This window comes from Kribbella sp. NPDC048837 (genome assembly GCF_055586945.1).
On sequence record NZ_JBVJHF010000001.1, the window covers coordinates 799224 to 817516 of the forward strand.

15 protein-coding genes are annotated in these 18293 nt (G+C 68.7%); 9 read left to right on the forward strand and 6 right to left on the reverse strand.

Translation table 11 applies throughout. The annotated features are described in order from the left end of the window. Positions 1-33 precede the first annotated feature (33 nt). The 5 genes from ACZ6O0_RS03790 to ACZ6O0_RS03810 all read left to right on the forward strand — a co-directional run bounded on the left by ACZ6O0_RS03790 (position 34) and on the right by ACZ6O0_RS03810 (position 5544). On the forward strand, positions 34-1197 hold the full coding sequence (locus ACZ6O0_RS03790; RefSeq protein WP_465763267.1) for a transglycosylase SLT domain-containing protein: 1164 nt from the start codon (positions 34-36) through the stop codon (positions 1195-1197). Beyond that, positions 1197-1523 carry a hypothetical protein gene (locus tag ACZ6O0_RS03795; protein ID WP_465763268.1) on the forward strand — a complete coding sequence of 109 codons (327 nt, stop codon included), beginning with the start codon at positions 1197-1199 and terminating at the stop codon, positions 1521-1523. The genes ACZ6O0_RS03790 and ACZ6O0_RS03795 overlap by 1 nt, the downstream gene beginning before the upstream one ends. A 107-nt stretch (positions 1524-1630) precedes the next feature. Continuing rightward, the gene (locus tag ACZ6O0_RS03800) at positions 1631-3700 is read left to right on the forward strand and encodes a hypothetical protein (protein WP_465763269.1); all 2070 of its coding nucleotides are present in this window, start codon (positions 1631-1633) and stop codon (positions 3698-3700) included. A gap of 91 nt (positions 3701-3791) precedes the next feature. Next, complete coding sequence (locus ACZ6O0_RS03805) at positions 3792-4652, forward strand: carbohydrate kinase family protein (protein WP_465763270.1); 861 nt, start codon at positions 3792-3794, stop codon at positions 4650-4652. After that, the gene (locus ACZ6O0_RS03810) at positions 4645-5544 is read left to right on the forward strand and encodes a pseudouridine-5'-phosphate glycosidase (RefSeq protein WP_465763271.1); all 900 of its coding nucleotides are present in this window, start codon (positions 4645-4647) and stop codon (positions 5542-5544) included. The genes ACZ6O0_RS03805 and ACZ6O0_RS03810 overlap by 8 nt, the downstream gene beginning before the upstream one ends. Here ACZ6O0_RS03810 and ACZ6O0_RS03815 read toward each other — a convergent pair. Genes ACZ6O0_RS03815 through ACZ6O0_RS03825 form a run of 3 tightly spaced genes read right to left on the reverse strand, consistent with a single transcriptional unit; the run spans position 5528 to position 8307 of the window. Beyond that, entirely contained in the window at positions 5528-6100 is a 573-nt protein-coding gene (locus tag ACZ6O0_RS03815) for an Lrp/AsnC family transcriptional regulator (protein ID WP_465763272.1), read from the reverse strand. The genes ACZ6O0_RS03810 and ACZ6O0_RS03815 overlap by 17 nt on opposite strands. After that, entirely contained in the window at positions 6087-7562 is a 1476-nt protein-coding gene (locus ACZ6O0_RS03820) for an aldehyde dehydrogenase family protein (RefSeq protein ID WP_465763273.1), read from the reverse strand. Before ACZ6O0_RS03820 ends, ACZ6O0_RS03815 begins: the two co-directional genes overlap by 14 nt. Beyond that, positions 7552-8307, reverse strand: a complete 756-nt coding sequence (locus ACZ6O0_RS03825; protein WP_465763274.1) for an SDR family NAD(P)-dependent oxidoreductase — start codon at positions 8305-8307, stop codon at positions 7552-7554. Before ACZ6O0_RS03825 ends, ACZ6O0_RS03820 begins: the two co-directional genes overlap by 11 nt. Positions 8308-8420: 113 nt before the next feature. Between ACZ6O0_RS03825 and ACZ6O0_RS03830 the strand changes: the two genes are divergently transcribed. Continuing rightward, positions 8421-9407 (forward strand): NAD-dependent epimerase/dehydratase family protein, encoded by a 987-nt coding sequence (locus ACZ6O0_RS03830; RefSeq protein ID WP_465763275.1) that lies wholly within the window; start codon positions 8421-8423, stop codon positions 9405-9407. 17 nt (positions 9408-9424) lie between these two features. Here ACZ6O0_RS03830 and ACZ6O0_RS03835 read toward each other — a convergent pair whose 3' ends face one another. Together ACZ6O0_RS03835 and ACZ6O0_RS03840 are read right to left on the reverse strand one after the other, a co-directional pair. After that, entirely contained in the window at positions 9425-10192 is a 768-nt protein-coding gene (locus tag ACZ6O0_RS03835; RefSeq protein WP_465763276.1) for a neutral zinc metallopeptidase, read from the reverse strand. Positions 10193-10693: 501 nt separating this feature from the next. After that, a complete protein-coding gene (locus tag ACZ6O0_RS03840) occupies positions 10694-11128 on the reverse strand; it encodes a MarR family winged helix-turn-helix transcriptional regulator (protein WP_465763277.1) in 435 nt (144 codons plus the stop codon). Between the two features lie 46 nt (positions 11129-11174). Between ACZ6O0_RS03840 and ACZ6O0_RS03845 the strand changes: the two genes are divergently transcribed. Both ACZ6O0_RS03845 and ACZ6O0_RS03850 read left to right on the forward strand, forming a co-directional pair. Continuing rightward, the gene (locus ACZ6O0_RS03845) at positions 11175-12578 is read left to right on the forward strand and encodes an MFS transporter (protein WP_465763278.1); all 1404 of its coding nucleotides are present in this window, start codon (positions 11175-11177) and stop codon (positions 12576-12578) included. 76 nt (positions 12579-12654) lie between these two features. Continuing rightward, positions 12655-13089: an RpiB/LacA/LacB family sugar-phosphate isomerase gene (locus ACZ6O0_RS03850; RefSeq protein ID WP_465763279.1), complete on the forward strand. Its 435-nt coding sequence runs from the start codon at positions 12655-12657 to the stop codon at positions 13087-13089. Here ACZ6O0_RS03850 and ACZ6O0_RS03855 read toward each other — a convergent pair. After that, positions 13083-16943, reverse strand: coding sequence for a S8 family serine peptidase (locus tag ACZ6O0_RS03855; protein ID WP_465763280.1), 3861 nt, complete (start codon positions 16941-16943; stop codon positions 13083-13085). The two genes, ACZ6O0_RS03850 and ACZ6O0_RS03855, sit on opposite strands and share 7 nt — an antisense overlap. Before the next feature lie 178 nt (positions 16944-17121). On the opposite strand from ACZ6O0_RS03855, the gene ACZ6O0_RS03860 reads away from it, so the two are divergent. Then, the gene (locus tag ACZ6O0_RS03860; RefSeq protein WP_465763281.1) at positions 17122-18291 is read left to right on the forward strand and encodes a CynX/NimT family MFS transporter; all 1170 of its coding nucleotides are present in this window, start codon (positions 17122-17124) and stop codon (positions 18289-18291) included. Positions 18292-18293: the final 2 nt, after the last annotated feature.

An 18293-nucleotide genomic window follows, 5' to 3' on the forward strand; every position in this document is an offset into this window, starting at 1 on the left:
CAAACGCCGACCTCTGAAGTAAGGATCGCATCGATGCCACTGACCGAGTTCCACGCGTTCCAGAACAGCGTGCGCTGGCGGCTGACCCGCTCTGGTGTGGAGATCGAGGGCAGTGGCATCGAGCGGACCGCCGGCGCACCACGCACCGCCAGTGCGGTGTGGGACGCCTACGCCAAGGACATCAACACTGCTGCGAAGACCTATCGGGTCCCTGCCGAACTCATCGTCGCCACGATCTGTACCGAGTCCGGCGGGAAGGCTGACGCGGTGCGGGAGGAGCCGGGGTACACGTCGGACCAGGCAACGCCCCACCGTGTCAGCGTGGGCCTGACACAGACCCTGATCTCGACGGCCCGCGAGGCCATGCGGATGAGCGTCGGGAGGGAGTGGCTGCTGGTGCCGGCGAACGCGATCAACGCCGGCAGCGCGTACATCGCCGGCCAGGCCCGGCTGACCTCGCTGGACCCACCGTTGGTCGCGGCGGCGTACAACGCGGGATGTCTACGGCATCAGGACGGCGCCCAGAACCGATGGAAGACCCGGCAGTATCCGATCGGCACAGGCCGGCACGTCGATCGGTTCGTCCGCTTCTTCAATGACGCCGTGCAGGTGTTCCATCAGAACGGCGTCAAGCCGAGCGTGAGCATCGATGCTCTGCTCGGCGATACCCCACCCCGGCCGCGCAGGCCGATCACGACCGGAGCACCCACCGTGCGGTGGAGCGAAACCGCGCGCCCGCTCGCCGTGCCGCCGTACGCACTCGGCGTTCTCCAGGACATCGCCCGCGCCGCCGGACTGAGCGAGGTCCTCGTGTCCAGTACGCAGCGCACACCCAAGGAGCAGGCCCATGTCATGTACGACAACTGCCGGCGCTACGGTCCGGAGTCGCAGAAGCAGCTCTACAGCGCCTCCGGCGATCAGGTCATCGACGTCTATGTGTCCAGGACCGACGCCGGCGCCGAAGCGCACCGCGTCCGCGACGCGATGGAGAGCAAGATCCTCGAACTCGGACCGGCCACCGTGTCGCGGCATGCGGCCGACCCCCGCGTCCTGGCCGTCATCGACGTCGCGCCGAGCTCGATCAAGGACCGGGCCGCCTTCGAACGTGCGGTCCGCGCCGACCGCCGGGTCAGAACGTTCCTGCTTCCGCCCACGGACCCGGCCTATCACCTCGAGATTCCGATACCGAGGCCGTGATGACCACCCCACTGCCTGACATGCTCGCAGCCCTCGCCCGTGGAACCGTCGACGCCCAGCGGGCCCTGGACGAGAACGGGCGCGACAGCCTGGACCGTTTCGAGCTGACCGGCATCCCGCCGACCGTACTCACCTGGTCCACCGTCAGCCTCGACATCCCGATCTCAGTGGCCTTGACGCCCAAGCGGGCCGCCGGCGAACTGGCGGCCGGCGATGTGACTGGCACCGGCGACGGACGCCTCACCTGTCGGCTGCGCTACCTGGAGGCACCACAAGGCGTCGACGACCCTCGTCCGTTCATTCGACCGGAGGAACACCAGCCATGAGCCACACGATGAGAGGACAGGTCATCGCAGGCCCGAATCTCGAGCCGTGCGACGCCACGATCAGCGCCTGGCGCCTGGATGCGAACCGCCCTGACACGGATCGTCCGTTGGGAATCGCCAGAACCGACGAAAGCGGTGCCTTCGAGCTCGATCTGAGCGAGCGTGCGGACGACGAGGACTTCGTCGTCCGAGTGCATCACGGGCTCTGGAAGCCCGGCACGCCGCACGGCCGGCAGCTCGCCTGGGTGCAACAGATGACGGTTGCGCAGGCCGGCGACACCGCGCAGTATCCGTACGTTTTCGTGGTCGCGTCACCGGACGACGACACGCGCCGCCTCTTTCTGCGGGTGACCACCGAGACAGGAGGCTGGCCGGGTCCGGAGGTCTGGGTGTACGACCCGGCGACCCGCGAGTCTCTCGGTGCGCCATCGCTCGAGTACGGAGGCTGGTGCCAGGCACTCCTGCCTGGCAGGCCGGGATCGATCACACTCCGGTTCTGGGCCGGCTCGGACTCCGACCTCACCGTGTGCGAGCGTTCTTTCGACGACGATGATGTGGAGACCGAGCTCGTGCTCATGCGGGCAAGCACGTTGCAGGTCACCGGTCAGGTACGACGCTCGCCGAACGACAAGCCGGTAGCGGGTGTGCGAGTAGAACTTCTCGATCGTGCCGGCAGCTGGCCGAGACCGGTCGTCGCATCCCAGGTCACCGACCAGCGCGGATCGTTCGCCCTTTCGTTCGGCCAAGTGCTGGCGGCTCCACCGGAACCGACCTTCGCGATCTGGTTCGGCGACGCGCGCCTCGCCCTCATCGATTGGCCCGCCGAGTGGCGGGACACATCTCTCGAGAACGTGAGCCTCGCCATCGACGTGGCTCCCGACCGGCCGTTGACGTACAACCTCAGCGGTCAGGTCCTGGCCCGGTATCTCCGAGCGGGCGTTCCGGACCTGGACATCGTGATCTGGAACGAGGATCCGCGGGAGATCGAGCGCATCACGAGGACCGACGGTTCCGGCCGGTTCTTCGCCACGCTCCGCGGCCCGGCGTCGATCGAACCACCGTCCATCGAGATCGTCGTACGGCATTCCTCCGGCAGCCATCTGGCCATCCATCGCGTGCCACCGTCCGCCTGGGCCGACGGTGCGGCGCATGTTTTCATCGAGGTCGACCCGCCGCCGCGCGACATGATCTCGTACCGGATCGCCGGGCGCCTCCTCCACAGTGTCACTCGCGCGGGAATCGGCGGCCTGCGCATCGAGGCGTGGGACAAGGTCCCCCGGATCGGCGGAACCACCGGCGCCGCGGCCCACACCGCCGACGACGGGACGTTCGATCTGGCGCTGGCACCTCGGTCGACGCAGGACGTACCCCCGGACCTGTACTTCCGGCTGTACGCCGCCGATACCGCGATCCCCATCCCGGCGCCATCGGTCACCTGGGACAACGACGGTCTCGGGACGACCGTGATCGAGATCGCCGGGATACCGGGCAGCGGCGACGATGAGGTGGTGCTCCACGAACTCGGCGAGACGATCGCCACGGCCGTCAACCGGATGCAGCGGGAGCTCGCCCGCTATCCCAGCGAGCTCGGCGCCTATGTCGTCGACGAACTCGACCTGAGTGTGCCGGTCGCCGTCCAGCTCGACCGGCTCGGACAGGTCCGCGCCCGCGTCGTCGATCGCGCTCCGGCCGACGAGCAGCTGGGCCGCTTCCGGATGCGGGTTCGACCGGTCATGGGCGTCCAGGCCGCAGCCTCCGAGCAGCTCGACCAGCCGCTGTCGATCCTGTCCGAGCTGAGCGAAGACGCGATCGCGCACCTGATGGCTGTCCGGATCTACTCGGTGGAGGACCTGGCCCGGCAGGCACAAACAGCAGCCGGGAGAGAAGCGATCGAAGCACTGCAGCTGGGGATCGATCTGGGTACGCTGCTGGACAAGGTGGCCCTGCTTGCGGTGCGCGTCCTACCGCGCCCTGTACGCGCGGCCCTCATCCGCACTGGCATCGCCGGCCTCCGGGAGTTCGTCGACGCTGAAGCCGGCGAACTGGCGGCGCAGCTCACCACCGAGCTCGGCCAAACGATCACCGTCGCCGCCGTCGAGGCATGGCAAGCCCGCGTCGCCGACCTGCTACGCATCCCCACGCCGGACGATCGAGCCGACGATCGGCGCGAGCTCTGAACACGACCCGCCGATCGTGCGGCGAGTGGGCCTCCCGTAGCGTCGGCTCGGTCGGGGCGGGAGGTGGGCGTTGCAGGATCGGCGGAGTCTGGTGTGCGTTGGCGACCTGGTTGAGGACGTTGTTGTTTGGGTGGGTGGCTCGACTCGGGTGGGGACGGATAATCCGGCGCGGGTTTGTCGCGCGCGGGGTGGTGCGGCGTCCAATGTTGCTGTGTTTGCGGGCAGTCTTGGGATGGCGGCTCGGTTTGTCGGGCGGGTTGGGGACGACACCGTCGGCGAGGCTCTGGTGCGGGAGTTGGTCAGGGGTGGTGTTGATGCGAGGGTGCAGAGGCAGGGGCGGACCGGGACCATCGTGATTCTGGTGGATGGTGATGGGGAACGGACGATGTACCCGGACCGGGCGGCCGCGGGTGAGTTGAGTGAGGTGCCTGACGTCTGGTTGTCCGGAGCGGATGCGATCCACCTCTCGGCGTACTCGCTCCAAGGGCCGTCGCTGTCGGTTCTGCGGCAAGCGTCGGACATCGCGCGGGCCGAGGGTGCGGTTCTCAGCATCGATGCGTCCTCGGTTGCGCTCGTCGATTCGATCGGACCCGCGCGGTTCCGTGACTTGGTCAGAGGACTGCGGCCGACGTACGTGTTCGCGAACGGGATCGAGGCCGACGTCGGCTCCCTGCGAGAACTCGCAGGCGCTGGTACGACGGTTGTCGTCAAGAACGGCGTAGAGCCCACCGAGGTCCTTGATGGCACCAGATCGGCAACCGTCCGCGTCCCGCCGGTCGACGTGGTGCTTGACACGACCGGTGCCGGGGACGCGTTCGCCGCGGGGTTCCTGAACGCCGTACTCGCGGAAGCCGATGCCGTCGCGGCGGTCGAGGCCGGCCATAGGCTTGCCCGGCGGGTTCTCAGCGAACCCGGTGCGACCCTTGATGAGAGCGGAGCAGCGTGTGATTGAGCCCAGCTTGTCCGACGACGTGGCGCAGGCCCTGACCGAGGGTCGCGCGGTCGTCGCGCTCGAGTCGACGATCTTCTCGAATCTCGGGCTGCCCGCGCCGGCGAACGCCGACGCCCTGGCACTCTGCAAGCAAGCAGTCCTCGATCGCGGCGCCACCCCGGCCGTGACCGCGATCCTCGACGGCCGGCCACAGGTCGGTCTCTCGGCGGACGAAGAGAAGCGAGTGCTGCAGGGCACCCGCAAGGTCGCCGAGCGCGACCTGGCCGTGGCGCAGGCACAAGGATGGGACGTCGGCGTCACCACCGTCTCGGCGACGGTCGCCCTGGCGCATGCCGCCGGCATCGAGGTGTTCGCCACCGGCGGCATCGGTGGTGTCCACCGCGGCTCGGAAGTCAGCGGCGACATCTCGGCCGACCTCGACGCGATCGCCAACCACCCGGTCATCACAGTCTGCGCCGGCGCCAAGGCCTTCCTCGACCTGCCGCGGACACTCGAGTATCTCGAGACCGCCGGCGTCCCCGTCCTGGGCTGGCAGCACGACTGGTTCCCGGCCTTCTACACGCGGTCGAGCGGTCTGCCGATTCCGCACCGCGTCGACGACGAGCGCGTGGTCTGTGACGTTCTCCGCTTCCGGGCGCGGCCGGCGACCGGGGTCCTGCTGACGGTTCCGATTCCCGTCGCGGACGAGATCCCGGCGTCGCGCATCGACGCCGTACTCACGGCGGCCTTGGACGCCAGTGCCCGTGCGGGCGTCACGGGTCCCGCCGTCACGCCGTACGTCCTCGCCCGGATCGAGAAGGAGACGGACGGGCAGAGCATCCCGGCCAACCTCGCACTCGCCCGGAACAACGCCGACCTCGCGGCCCGGATCGCCGTCACGCTCGCGTTGTGACCCCAGCCTCCCCTGCTGCCTGCTCGATCTTGCCGAGCAGGGCGGCACCGAAGTCCTTCGCCGGCATGTCGGCCACGGACAGCAGGGTCGCCGTCCGCTGGATGCCCGGGATCCGCCAGACCTGCTCCATCAGGATCGTTCTCAGCTCGCCGTAGTCCCGGACCCGCATCCGGATCAGGAGGTCGAGCTCGCCGGTGACGAGGGTGACGTCCTCGACCTCCGCCAGTTCCCAGAGGGCGGCCATGATCGCGGCGACGTCGTACCCCGGGCCTGCCTCGATGGACAGGAACACGACCTGCCCGTAGCCGACGACGGACCAGTCGACCTGGGCGCTGTACCCGGTGATGACGCCCTTGCGCTCCAGCCGTGCCATCCGCTCGCCGACGGTGGGGGCGGACACTCCCAGCATGGTGGCGATCTGGCGCTGCGACGTACGGCAGTCCGCGACCAGGATCTTCAGCAGGGCAAGGTCGATCGCATCGAGCGCGTACGGTTCGCGCGTCGTCGCGACCACGTCGCGGACGCGGGCCAAGGAGGAGTGATTATCGGCGAGCATGAGATCCTCCCGCGGTCTCGGAGATGAGGCGGAGCTGGGTGAACGCGAGGATGCCCTCGATCCCGCCTTCGTAGCCGTAGCCGGAATTGCCCAGACCGCCCAGCGGTACGTCGGGCAGCGACGGAGCCAGCTGATTGACGCCGATGTTCGACGCGTTCAGCCGCCGGACGACCTCGTCGCGCACGTCCATCCGGTTCGTGAACAGGTACGCCGCGAACGCGTACGGGGCCGCGTTGGCCGCGGTGATCACCTCGTCCAGCGTGCTGAACGCGGACACGGTAGCGATAGGCCCGAACGGCTCCTCCGAGAGGATCATGGCCGTGGAGTCCAGCGGAAGTCCGGCGACCACGGTCGGCTCGAAGTAGAGCCCGTCCCGGACTACCTGCTTGCCTCCGGTGGTGATCGCGGCCCCGTGATCGGCAGCGTCGCGGGCGAGCCGAACCAACGCGTCCACGCGTCCCTGATGCGCGACCGCGCCGAGCGTCACCCCCTCCTCGGTGCCATGCCCGAGGACGTACGACGCAGCCTTGGCGGTGAGCTTGTCGACGAACTCCTCGTACAGGGACTCGTGGACGAAGTACCTCGAGGGGGCGACACACGACTGACCGGCGGAGCCGAACTTGGCGGCCGCCGTGGTCGCGATCACGTGATCCACGTCGGCGTCATCCATCACCAGTACGGGCGCATGCCCGCCCAACTCCAGCACGGTGCGGATCAGATTCGGAGCCGCCTGGGCCGCCAGCGCCTTCCCGACGGCCGTGGATCCGGTGAACGACAGGGCCTTGATCGCCGGGGCTGAGGTGAGCTGTTCCGACAACGCGTGCGGATCACCGAAGACCAGATTCACCACGCCGGCCGGAAGGCCCGCCTCCACCAACAGTTCGACGATGAGCCGTGCAGTGGCCGGGGCGAACTCCGATGCTTTGAACACCACCGTGCAACCGGCCGCGAGCGCCGCGCCAAGCTTGCGCGTGGCAAGGACCGCGGGGAAGTTCCAGGCGGTGATCACCGCGACCGGGCCGAGCGCGGTCGGCATCGACGTACGTCGTGAACCGGCCACGAGGCCCGGGAACATCGTGGCCTGGACCCGGCCGGCCTGTTCACCGTTCCAGCGCAGCGTCTCGACAGCGCGGCCGATCTCGCCGCGGGCGTCGGCCTCCGTCTTGCCGGTCTCCAGCAGGATCGTTGCCACCGCCTCCTCACCGCGATCCGCGAGCAGCGCGGCCGCGCGTCGGAGGATGTCCCCGCGGGCAGCCGCCGGCATCGCCGACCAGGTTGGGAACGCGTTCTCGGCGGCGGTGATCGCCTCAGCGACCTGGTCGGCGCTGGCCAGCGACACCGCGCCGATGGTCTGACCGTTGCCTGGGTCAACGTTGTCGAGCGTCCCCGCCTTGCCCGCGGTCCAGGATCCGTTGACGAAGAGATCCGCACTCATCCGCGCGAGGCCGGTGTCAACGGACATACGAGGCACCGTTCACATCGATCGTGGTGCCCGTCGCGTGCTTCGCCAGACCACTCGCCAGGAACGCGATGATGTTGGCGACGTCCTGCGGTTGTGCGACCTCCCCCAGGCCGGTCTGCTCCGCGGCGACCTCGACGCCGACCGTGTCACGGAAGTGCTCGTTCAGGTCGGTGTCGACGTACCCAGGAGCGATAGCGAAGGCGGTCACGCCGTGCCGGCCGTACTGGCGCGCGATCGTGCGCGTCATCGCAACCACGCCCGCCTTGGCGGCCGCGTAGTGCCAGTACTCCGGATCCTCGCCGCGGAACGCAGCGCGCGACGCCAGGTTGATGATGATGCCGCCTCGGTCCAGACCGGCGTACGCCGTCACCGCCTCGCGGCACAAGACGGCGGGGGCCTTGAGATGCAGGTCGAGCGAGAAGTCCCAGACCTTCAGCCACTCGTCGAGCGGCGCGTCCAGTGGAGCCGGCGGATAGGCGCCGGCGTTGTTGACCAGGACGTCCACGTGGCCCTTGACCGCCCAAGCGTCGTCCCACAGCTGCTTGACCGCCGCCAGGTCGGTCAGGTCAGCGACCAGAGCTGTCGCGCTGTCGCCGAGTTCCTTGCCGAGAGCATCGAGCGCGGATCCCGCGAGATCGTGGATCAGCGCATGCCCGCCGTGGGCCACGACCGTACGGGCGGTCGCCGAGCCGATGCCACCACCGGCGCCGGTGACCAGCACCACGCGCCCCTCGAGACTACTCACGACGAACCTCCCGTTCATCTTCCATCTGTAAGATCAGGATGGCTCAGGTATTATCATTCTCCAAGTTCTGAATGTCACCGACCTTACAGCTATCTCCTCGAGGAGTTGCCTGAATGAGTGGCCTGCGTGTTCTCTTTCTCGGCGGGACCGGCATCATCAGCTCGGCCTGCTCCCAGCGGGCGGTCGAGCTGGGACTCGACCTCACGGTCGTCAACCGGGGTCAGACCTCGATCCGCCCGCTCCCGCCGGAGGTGAAGCAGATCACCGCCGATATCGGCGACGCCGAGTCTTTGGCCGAGGTAGCCGGTCAGGACTTCGATGCCGTGGTCGACTGGGTGGCGTTCACCCCCGATCAGGTGCGCGCTCGGACGGACGCGTTTCGCGGACACGTGGGCCAGTACGTGTTCATCAGCTCGGCTTCGGCGTACCAGACGCCGCCGGCCCGGCTGCCGATCACCGAGTCGACGCCGCTGCGCAACCCCTTCTGGCAGTACTCACGCGACAAGATCGCCTGCGAGGACCTCCTCACCACGCTCTACCGCGAGGAGGGGTACCCGGTCACGATCGTGCGGCCGTCGCACACCTACGACCGCACCCTCGTCCCGTTCGACGGCGGCTGGACGATCGTCGAACGCATGCGCCGCGGCCAGCCCGTCGTCGTCCACGGTGACGGCACCTCGCTCTGGACCCTGACCCACCACCGCGACTTCGCCCGCGGACTGGTCCCCCTGCTCGGCCACCCGCGTACGCTCGGCGACACCTTCCAGATCACCTCCGACGACGTCCTCACCTGGGACCAGATCGCGCACGCGCTAGCGGCCGCGGCCGGCACCACGGCACAGATCGTCCACGTCCCGTCCGACGCCATCGCCGCCGTACACAAGGGCTGGGGCGACGGCCTCCTCGGCGACAAGACCCACTCGGCGGTCTTCGACAACAGCAAACTCCGCCAGGTCGTCCCCGACTACGTCGCCACCATCCCCTTCGAAACCGGCGCCCGCGAAATCATCACCTGGTACGACGAAGACCCCACCCGCCGCCGCGTAGACCCCGCCATCGACGAAGCCATGAACACCCTCACCACCCGCTACGCACTCTGACCCGGCGGCGTCTGCGTTCAGTTCTCATAGCAGGCATCGGCGCCGTTGTTGCGACCGGTAAGGAACGCGTCCATGCGTTCGATCGCAGTACCGTGCGCGCTGTCGTCGGTCCAAGGCGTATCGTCACCAAGAGCGCCCATTGCTTTGGCAACCTCGTTCTCGTCACCTGGCTCGATGTTCAGGATGCCATCCTCCGCCGAGCCGTACAGCGCTGCGGCCGCGAGGCAGTCCGCTTGCAGTTCGGTCGAACCAGGCTCGTAATCAACCCGCGCTTGGATGGCATGACCCAATTCGTGAGCAATCACGAAGTAAACGAAGGTGTCCCCGATTTTCTCGAACTGATTCTGCATGAAGGCACCGTCCCAAGCAATGAAGTCACCATCGCTGCAGTATGCCGCGTTGTCTGCGGGCAGTGCTTCACCGCCACATGCCGGACCGGCATCTTCGTCGTACGAACCGTAAATTTCTGGCGGACTGTACACGCCTTCCCCGAAAATCTCAGACCAATGATCCGTCCAGAAACCATTCACCGCGTCCACGGCGCTCTGCATGTCCTCCTCGAACTCCGCTGACGTACCAGTGGACGGCGGATACGTCGGCGGCTCGGTGGGGGGCGTTGGTCCCGGTGGGGCCTCAGTCGACGGATAAGTCTTCGTGGGAGACGGGCTTACGGTTGGCCCGAGTCCGTCCGGTGACGTGCCACATCCCGGCAACGTCAGGGTCGCGCTGATGAAGAGAGCACAGATGGCCCTCACGGTTGTTCTCCGGTACTTCGTCTTGCCCATGCCATTCACCCCGATCACCGGTGCGTGTCAGCCCGGCGCCCGTGATCGACGCGGTCGTGGCGTCGATCTCCCCTCGACGACCCTCCAGGTCATCCAATTGTTTGACAGCGCAGCACCTTCTGTCCGCCCTGTCGTCTTTTCAAGCGGCCCGTCTCTGCAGACCGCTATTCACTTGTCGCTCGCACGTCGTCGGCCAATTGATTGGCCTGACCGCGGCGACGTCCTCAACTTCTTCGATGCGCCGGTCCCAACGGAAGTTGTTTCCCTCTACAACGCAAACCGTGGGGCCTTCTCACCTGCGTCCGCGGCGGCTCGTGAATAGGCCGGCGCAAGCAATGGGCTACAAGCGTGAGGTCAACGAATCAACCACCAGAAAATACCGGCCCATACCAATTCTACGGTCCGCGGGCAGCCTGTCCGAGGTTTCCCGGAATAGTTCCTGATCGCCGACTCGCACCAACATGTGCAGGCACACTCACACCTTTACAGGATCGAGGCGCGTCAGCGGCTGGTGCGGAGGGTTTGGGCTAGTTCTTCCAGGGCTGGGAGGGCGTCGATGATCGTTTGCGCGGACTTCTCCGGGAGCTGGTCGAGGCAGGTGCCGATCGCTTCCGTGCGGAGGAGCTTGACGCGTTCGTGCAGCTGACGGCCGGCCTCGGTCGCTTCGACCTGGACCGCGCGCAGGTCGTCCGGGTTCGGGTCGCGCTGGATCAGGCCGAGCTCCGTGAGCCTGCCGACCACCCGGGACAGCATCGTCGGGTTGAGGCCCTCGAGTTGTGCCAGCTCGGTCAGGCCCAGCGGGCCACGGAACGTGATCAGGCCGAGGACGGACGCCTGGGTCGGCGTCAGGCCCTCGTCGGTCGCCGTGGCGTTGAGCTCCCGCGCGAGCTTGGAGATCACCCCACGAAGCTTGCTCAACGTCTCGGTGTCGGTCATGTCACCCCTTTATTGCCTGCCAGCAAGCAATGTAGTCTGTTCATCGATGGAACCGTCGAGTACCACCTCAGTGATCGGCGAGCCGGCCGCCGACGAGCCACTGGCCCATCGCCGGCTCGTCTTCGGCATCGTCGCGATCGCGCTGCTGATGGCATCGATCGATCAGACGATAGTCGCGACCGCGCTCAACGCCATCCGCGGCGACCTGAACGCCGAGCTGACCTGGAGCGGCTGGACGATCACCGTCTACGCCCTCGGCCAGATCATCGTGATGCCGCTGGCCGGCCGGCTCGGCGACCAGTTCGGGCGGAAGAAGATCTTCCTCGGCGCCGCGGCGCTGTTCACCGTCGCCTCGCTGTGCTGCAGCCTGGCCGACAACATCTACCTGCTGGTGGTGTTCCGCGCCCTCCAGGCGATCGGCGGCGGCGCGTTCATGCCGACCGCCACCGGCATCGTCTCCGAACAGTTCGGCCGCGACCGGGACCGGGCGATCGGCATGTTCACCTCGATCTTCCCGATCGGCGGCATCATCGGCCCGATCATCGGCGGCGTCATCGTCACCTACTGGTCCTGGCGCGAGATCTTCGTCGTCAACGTGCCGATCGGGCTGCTGCTGATCACACTCGGCCTGCGGTTCATCCCGAGCAGCCCGCCGAAGGCCGCCTCCCGGGTGGACGGAACCGGCGCGATCCTGCTGGCGCTGACGATGCTCTTCGGCATGTACGGGATCAGTACGCTCGGCGGCAGCGGCGCGGAGCCGACCGATCCACTGTTCATCGCGTCGATGCTGATCGCGCTCACGCTCGGCGTCCTCTTCGTCCGGCACGCGAACCGGCATGCCGCGCCGTTCATCCCGCTCAACCTGCTGCGCGGCCACGGCTTCGGGGCGATGAACACGATCAACTTCCTCTTCGGCGCCGCCATGCTGGGCTTCGGCGCCCTCGTCCCGCTGTACGCCGAATCGCGGTACGGGATCCAGCCCCTCCAAGCGGGAACGTTGCTCACGGCAAGAGCTGTCGGGATGATCTGCGTCGCCGGGCTGGCCGTGTTCGCGCTCCGCCGTACCGGCTACCGGGCCCCGATGATCGGCGGCTTCGTGCTGGTCGCGATCGGGATGACCGTGATGTCGCTGGCCCCGCACGGACTCACGCCGTACGCCTGGCTGGCGATGGCCGCGGGGATCACCGGCATCGGGATGGGCCTGTCCATCCCCGCCTCCAACAACGCCAGCCTGCAACTCGCCCCCGACCAGATCTCCGCGATCGCCGGCCTGCGCGGCATGTTCCGCCAGTCCGGCGGCATCGTGGCCGTCTCGATCACCACGACCATCCTCACCCACTCCACCGCCAGCGGCACCGCCCAGGCCTACAGCTTCGTCGTCTTCGCCGCCATCCTCGTCCTGATGATCCCTCTCACCTTCCTGGTCCCCGACCACCGCGGCACCTGGTAGGCACCCGGCAGTGCCGCACAAGCTGGTATGGGTGACGCGGGACCCGGTGAAGGAGGCGCAGGTTAGGCTCGCGGGTATGCGGATCTCCGTTTCCTCGGACATGGACCAGCCGGTGGCACGCGCACTCGTCGCGCAGCTGCGCAGCCGCGGCCACGAGGTCACGACGTACGGCGCACTCCAGCCCGGCGACGATCCACAATGGGCCGTCTGTTCCGGCACCGCGGCCGGCGAGGTCGCGGCCGGGAGAGCGGACCAAGCCGTCGTCTGCTGCTGGACCGGCACCGGCGCGTCCATCGCCGCGAACAAGGTGCCCGGTGTCCGCGCCGCCCTCTGCACCGACGCCTACACGGCCGAGGGCGCCCGCCGCTGGAACGACGCCAACGTCCTGGCGCTCAGCCTCCGCCTGACCTCCGAGCCTCTCCTCGAAGAGATCCTCGATGCCTGGTTCGCCACCGAACCAAGCCAGGAGGAGGAAGACCGCCAGAACGTCGCACGCGTCACCCGTCAGTAGCGGAACTGCTGCAGCTGGCGGCCGTCCGCGGAGGGAACCCAGCCGGTGCGGGTGGCCGGGTCGAGCTGGACCGAGCGTTCGGTCAGCGAGTTGTACTCGCCGCCGAACGGGCTGCTGACGAAGTTCAGGCCGGACACCACCGAGAGCTGCTGACCGGTGGCCAGATCGATGACCGCGAGCTGGCTGGTCGCGTTGCTGTCGGTGACGACGCCGCCGACCCGGCCGAACTGTGACAGCACCGGCGGCGTACGGAAGGCGACCAGTCCGAGGTGGTGCACACCGTCGATCGCGAGGTACGCCGCCTGCTGCTGCCGGACCGGGATGGTCGGCGCCGCGGTGCTCATCGTGTCGCCGGCCAGCACGCTCAGGCTGGTCGTGCCGACGATGTTCAAGCTGACCGAGCGGTACGACAACTGGTAGAGGCGGCTCGCGCCCTCGTCCAGCGCCAGGCCGTTCGCGCACACGCTGCCCGAGTCCGACAACCGCAGAGCGCCCGTGTCGAGGTCGACGCTCTCCGCCGAGCCTGCGCCTCCGCCGATGCAGATCAGGCTGCTGCTCGACCGTGACAGGTACACCGTGCCGGTCTGCCGATCGAGCTCGATCATCTTGAACCCGCCCCGCACCGCACCCGGCGCATCAGCGGCGATCGCCGCACCTAGCGCGCCGGTCGCCAGGGCGAGCGGGAGGACGACATCGGCGCCGTCTTCGGTGCGCAAGGCAAGGATCGCGGCCCGGTGCCGGACCTCGTCGACGCGCCCGCCCCGGATCGTGTAGCCGTCGGTGGCCGCGGTGGCGACGAGCTTCCTGGTGGCGGTGTCGTACGTCTCCAGCGCGGAACCGGTCGGCGAGAAGTGCAGGAGTACGACGCGGTGCGCCTGCGGATCCGCGCCGAGGACCTGGTAGCCACCGTCCGCCGACGGATCGGTGGTGATCGTCCCACCGTAGGTGCCGGTCGTGGCGTCGTACTCCGCCACCGACTCGCCCGCGCCGGGCGTCCGGAGGGCGACGTACGACGTGCCCGTGGGCTGGGCCGCGAAGCTGGTCACTCTCCCGTCGCCGGGTGCGAGGCCGTCGTCGACGGTCAGCAGCGAGGACGCCGATGCCTGGCCGAGGATCCGGCCGGATCCGTCGGTCCCGAAGACGCGGACGTTGTACGCCACCGAGCCGCCGAGGCCGAGCTCGACCGCATCGAGGGACGCGAGCCCCGAGCGACCTGAAAGACGCTGGTAGGCGGCGGATCCCGCGTTGACGCCGTTCTGGTCGCGCGAGTCACCGTTCGCGTTGGTGAAGGTGTTGAGCGCGTTGTACAGCGTCGGCGCGGGAGCGGAGAACTCGACCGCGGCTCCAACAGCGCCAGGGATCGAGCGGACGTCGTACCGGAGTGTGAAGCGCGGATTCGCCCGCTGGATCTCCAACGTGTGGCCGGCGCGCGTGCCGAGGGTCGGCGCCGGCGGCCGGTGGTCGGCCGTACCGCCGTCGACCCGGATCGCGGTGAACTCGCCGTACGTCGGTGTGCCGGCCGAACCGGTCACGGACCGCTGGACGATCCCGAGGCCGTAAATGCCGCCACCGCCGACGAAGGCGCTCGCCGGGATCTCGACATCGCCGCTCAGATCGTTGAGCGGGGCAACGAATCCGGCGCCGAACAGCGGTGCGGTGAGCGGGTTCCAGTGCCCGAGCGTGGAGACCACGAGCTGCGGGTTCGAGAGGTTCCGTACTCCGGTCAGGTCGTAGTGGACCGTGACCGGGCTGCCCGCGCGGACGGTGGCCGGCGCGACGGGTGCCAGCGCCTCGGCGTACGTGCCGTCCGTCGGTCCGATCGTGAGCGTCTTGGCCGCCGACGCGACCACGTGCTTGCCGTTGCGTACGTCGAACGTCACGCGAACGTCGCGGTCCCGGTCGGACACGACGGGGAGCCCCGCGGCACCGAGCAGCTCCGTCGGAGTCAGCCGGACCGCGGGGACGGTCGAGTGGAACTCGTGGCCGTTGACGGTCAGGACGTAGTCGGTCTTTCCGGGGGTCGATCCGACCACGTCGGCGCCGATCGTGACCGGTCCGACGAGCCCCTCACCGGTGCCGTTGGTCTGCAGATCGATCCGGTCCGCGTCGCTGGACTCGAGGTAGGTGCCGCCGAGGCCACCGGTGACGACCCGGTGGGCGACCGACAGCCGGACGATCCGGGGCTGCGTTTCGTGGTCCCCCAGTACGTCGGAGACCGCGGCGGTGACGTCGAGCTGCGGTCCCACCGTGGCGTTCCGGTCCAGCTGTGGCGGGTTCGCGACCGCACGACCGGTGCGCTCCAGCACGGCTCGGACATCCGTCGGGCTGAGCCGACGCCCGGTCAGTTCCCCGGCCTGCAGTACGACGGCAGCCGCCGCGGCGACCATCGGCGCGGACGCCGACGTACCGCCGTTCAGCACGGGCGTGACCTCCTGCGCCGTCCCGCCCTCGGCGTGCGCGTAGACCAGGATGCCGTCGCTGGGTGCGGACACGTTCAGACGCGTGCCGAAGCCGGACGAGAACGTGGTGCTGCCGTTCGTCCGAGTGGCCGCGAACGTCGGATTGCGCGACGACGGCATCGACGCGACGTCGTCCAGCGTGGTGCCGCCGACGGCGATCGCACCGCTGTCCGGGATCCGCGTCGGCGCGGTGGAGTGGGCGACGTCATCGATGGTGGTGGCGGCCTCGTGATGCGCGACCAGGTCGGTCGGCGTGCTGCCGCCGTCCGGGCCGACCGCGGTCGGCGTGTAGAGCCGGGTGCCGTCGTTCGACGAGATGGTCACCACGATGTGGTACTCGTGCACGATCGTGCTGATCACGTTCCGGATGACCGGGTCGTCCTCGAGGTACCGGCCCGGGAAGCCCTCGGCGTCGGTGCCGAAGCCGAGGCTCGCCGTGATCACGTCCGGGCGCGGGACCTGCCGGGCCGCGGCCAGCAGCGCCACCGCGATCTGGTCGAACGTCGGCTGCTCGGGGACGACGAGCCGGTACTGCGCGCCCGGCGCGATACCGAGCAGGTCGGTGAGACCGTCGCCGGCCGCCTCGGGGCGCTGCCGGTCGTGCGGCAGTGGCGCCATCACGCCGAAGTCGAGCAGCACCTCACCGAGTTGCGCGTCCTGTCCCTCGGTCGAGCCCAGCGGGTCCAGCGTGCCGTCCGGGCCGGCGGTGTACGTCGGGATCAGCGGCATCGCCGGCAGGTCGAGGTAGCGCTGTCCGTCGCGGACGACCGTGGTCGGGCCGTGGGCGCGGACGTAGTTGTCGCCGGCATCGGCCATCGCCTGGTCGGTGAGATCGCCGATCGAGACATTGGTGATGATCTGCCCGGCGCCGGGCAGTTGGCCAGATCGTTCCTGGAGCAGGCTGAAGGCGCCGATCGCGTTCGTGCCGCCGGCGTTGAGGAAGCTCTGCGCCGACGAGGTCAGGCCGTAGTTCGCCGGCAGGGCCGAAGCCGGCGTTGCGGCCGCCTTGCGGGCTGCAGTGACGGCCTGCGGTGGTACGGGTTTCGGGCCGGTGGACATCGCCGAGAGACGCTGCTCGGGCTGGGCGGTCTGCTGTGCGAAGGTGGCACGCACCGCCTGGTCCGTGGGAGCCCAGTCGCCACCGACGGCCGACGTACCGTGCGGGAGCAGGATCGTGGTCCGGCCGAGAATGTTGCCGTGGGCATCGGTACGGGTGGCCGTGCCGTCGGCGCCGAGGGCGATGTGGCCGCCGTCCGGCATGGACACCTGCCGGGAGGGTCCTTCTCCCGGTGATGCCGCGGCGGCCGGTCCGGCGACGAGAGCGCCGGCCACGGTCACAGCGGAGAGGAAGCAGACGAGCAGGCGACGGTGGGCGAGTCTTCGGGCGGCGGGCACGACGGCCCCTTTCTCCGTGGCGGTGGGAGGAGTGCGCGCTCAATTACGCACCAACCGCACCGGCGCCGCAGCACGAATGACCAGAACCCGCCACTGGCGATTCCCCGCCACCTCGGAGGGGGCGCGTGTGGAAATGTAGGAAGCCTCCGGGATCGATCAGAGAGAGCGGGTTCAGTACGTGACAGAGGCGGCGCGGCGGGCGACGCTGATTGCCGCGACCGTGTTCCTGGTCGCGTTGTGCCTACGTCCCGCCCTGACTGCCGTCGGTCCGGTGCTGCCGCAGATCGGCCTCGACGAAGGGCTGGGTGAAGGAGCGCAGGGAGTGTTGGGCGCGCTTCCGCTGGTCGCGTTCGCGTTCGCCTCTCCCCTGGTGCATCGGGCCTCCCGGTGGCTCGGGATGGAGCGGGCGGTGTTCGTGTCGCTGCTCGTCCTGGCCGTGTTCAGCGCCGTACGGTCGTACACCGGTCACGCCGGGCTGTGGATCGGCACGATCGGGATCGGGGCCGCGATCGCGGTCGGCAACGTCCTCGTGCCTGTGCTCATCAAGCGTGACTATGCGGCGCACGTGTCGCGCGCGACCGGGGTGTACACGGCGTTCATCACCGGCGGAGCCGCGATGGCCTCCGCCTTGGCGGTGCCGATCGCGAACTGGTCCGACTGGCGGCTCGCGTTGGCGATCTGGGGTGGGCTCGCGATTGTCGTGGCGGTGATCCGGCTCCCCGCACACTCGACCGCAGCGCCGATCGCACCGTCGGCCACGGCGTACGACGATCCGCCGACGAGTGTCTGGCGGCAGCCGATGGCCTGGCTGGTCACCGCCTACATGGGCCTGCAGTCGACGAGCTTCTACGTCCTCGTCAACTGGCTGCCCACGATCGAGATCTCATCCGGCGTCTCCGAGTCCACGGCCGGCATCCACCTGTTCCTCTTCCAAGGATTCGGACTGGTCGGCGGATTGACCATTCCCCGCCTGATGAAACGTCCGGACAGTCAGATCGCCGGCGCGGTCACCGCGAGCATCCCCATCGTCATCGCGATGCTGGGTCTGCTCCTGGCGCCGAGTCTCGTCGTCGTGTGGGTGGTCATCGCCGGACTCGGCCAAGGCGCCGCCCTCGTCGCCGCACTGACGCTCATCAGCATCCGCGGCCGCACCCATCACGAGACCACTCAGCTGTCCGGCATGGCACAATCCGTCGGCTACCTCCTCGCGGCCACCGGCCCGGTCATCGCCGGAGTCCTCGCCGAACGCACCGGCAACTGGGACGCGACCCTCGTCGTCTTCGCCGTCCTGGCCGCCGTCCAGATTGTCGTCGGCATCGCCGCCGGCAGAGATCGCCGGCGGCGATGACA

Excerpts from the sequence above, each read along its gene's own strand:
- ACZ6O0_RS03845 (WP_465763278.1), top strand. The coding sequence starts at position 11,175 with ATGGAACCGTCGAGTACCACCTCAGTGATCGGCGAGCCGGCCGCCGAC.
- ACZ6O0_RS03820 (WP_465763273.1), bottom strand. The coding sequence starts at position 7,562 with ATGTCCGTTGACACCGGCCTCGCGCGGATGAGTGCGGATCTCTTCGTC.
- ACZ6O0_RS03790 (WP_465763267.1), top strand. The coding sequence starts at position 34 with ATGCCACTGACCGAGTTCCACGCGTTCCAGAACAGCGTGCGCTGGCGG.
- ACZ6O0_RS03815 (WP_465763272.1), bottom strand. The coding sequence starts at position 6,100 with ATGCTCGCCGATAATCACTCCTCCTTGGCCCGCGTCCGCGACGTGGTC.
- ACZ6O0_RS03830 (WP_465763275.1), top strand. The coding sequence starts at position 8,421 with ATGAGTGGCCTGCGTGTTCTCTTTCTCGGCGGGACCGGCATCATCAGC.
- ACZ6O0_RS03835 (WP_465763276.1), bottom strand. The coding sequence starts at position 10,192 with ATGGGCAAGACGAAGTACCGGAGAACAACCGTGAGGGCCATCTGTGCT.
- ACZ6O0_RS03850 (WP_465763279.1), top strand. The coding sequence starts at position 12,655 with ATGCGGATCTCCGTTTCCTCGGACATGGACCAGCCGGTGGCACGCGCA.
- ACZ6O0_RS03840 (WP_465763277.1), bottom strand. The coding sequence starts at position 11,128 with ATGACCGACACCGAGACGTTGAGCAAGCTTCGTGGGGTGATCTCCAAG.
- ACZ6O0_RS03795 (WP_465763268.1), top strand. The coding sequence starts at position 1,197 with ATGACCACCCCACTGCCTGACATGCTCGCAGCCCTCGCCCGTGGAACC.